The organism is Victivallis lenta, from assembly GCF_009695545.1.
GTDB classification, from domain to species: domain Bacteria; phylum Verrucomicrobiota; class Lentisphaeria; order Victivallales; family Victivallaceae; genus Victivallis; species Victivallis lenta.
In genome coordinates, this window is the sequence record NZ_VUNS01000075.1 from 1 (window position 1) to 1496 (window position 1496).

Genomic DNA, 1496 nt, shown 5'->3' on the forward strand with positions numbered 1-1496 from the left:
GTATCAAAAAAGGCTGGATATCCAACAGTGGAATAATCAAGTCCGTGGTCGGTCTGTTCACGCTTGGGCGCAGTGATTTTGCCGATATTTCCATGTTTCGAGATGAGTTATCATTTCGGCTTGCGTTAGAACTGGAACGTGTTCCGTCTGAAGAGACCTTGCGTCAACGTTTGGATTTGATCGCGAAACTCAATTCCCAGCAGACGCTGTTGGATTACGCCATGCGTGATCTGCTGCGCAAGGTTGAATCGTTCGGAACCGTGAAAATCGGGAAATACAAACTGATTCCACTGGACATCGACGTTGCTGCGCTGTTGAATCCCGACTGCAAAAAAGAAGGAATTGCCCGAACCTACCATAAAATTGACGGATATGCGCCGATTTTTGCCTATCTGGGAAGTGAGGGCTATATGCTTGCCAACGAATTGCGGATCGGCAGTCAGCACAGCGAGAATGGAGCGGTAGAATTTCTACGGCGCTGTCTGGAACAGGTAAAAGCACTGAAAATTGATCTCCGGCAAATCGTGGTTCGTGTCGATTCCGGTCACGACGACCAGAAATTCATCAAAGTATTGGCTGAATACGGTGTGAAATTCATCATAAAACGCAATCTCCGCGGGGAACCTCGTGAGCGTTATCTGGAACTCGGGAAACAATATGGAGCAAAACAGCCGTCTCGCGAAGGGAAAAATGTCTGGCATTATTCATGGGGAAATATTCCTATCGACAAGTCGGATGAGCTGTTTGATGCGGAAGAAGAATCCATGCGGGGAACCATGACGATGGTGGTTGCCGCGACCGAACGCCAGACCCATGCAAAGACGGGGGAAGTCTTTCTGTTCCCTGAAATCGAGATTGATTCGTGGTGGACAAATATTGACTGCACGGAAGAAGAATGTATCGCCGGATATCACGATCACGGAACCAGTGAACAGTTCCATAGTGAGCTGAAGACCGATATGAACATTGAAAAACTGCCGAGTGGAAAATTTGCCACAAATGCCTTGATTTTAAACATTGCGGCATTGGCATTCAATTGTTTGCGGATCATGGGGCAGCGTTTTCTGAACAAACCGCAGTTGCTTCACCGGGAATATAAGGTGGCGCGCCGCCGGTTGCGCTCCGTGATGCAGGACTTGATCTATATCGCCTGCAAAGTTGTGAAACACGCTGGATATATTTGGCTCTCATTCGGTCGCGGTAATCCGCATTACCGGATTTTTAAGGATTTGTATGCGCGATGTTGAACCATAACGCTATCAAAACAGAATTTGGGAAGGAGGTGTTTTGAAACATCATTGGAGGCGTATGCCTCAAAATCGGGATTTTTGAATCAGTTTCAACTTTTTTTGTAAAATCGGTCATGTATGTCGATGAATAACGAAAGTTGACGGAAGCCGAGACAAAAATCAGAACAGAAAACGCCGGAAAATCCGGCAAAAAACAACGTTTGAATCCGCATGAAAAACACATGGACAAAATTTCACGGATTCAGG

General features: G+C 46.5%; 1 protein-coding gene. It reads left to right on the top strand.

From position 1 onward, the window contains the following. Positions 1 to 1247: IS1380-like element ISVva1 family transposase (locus FYJ85_RS22840; protein ID WP_154420989.1), on the top strand; the 1247-nt coding region annotated here is incomplete at its 5' end. Between the last annotated feature and the right edge of the window lie 249 nt (positions 1248 to 1496).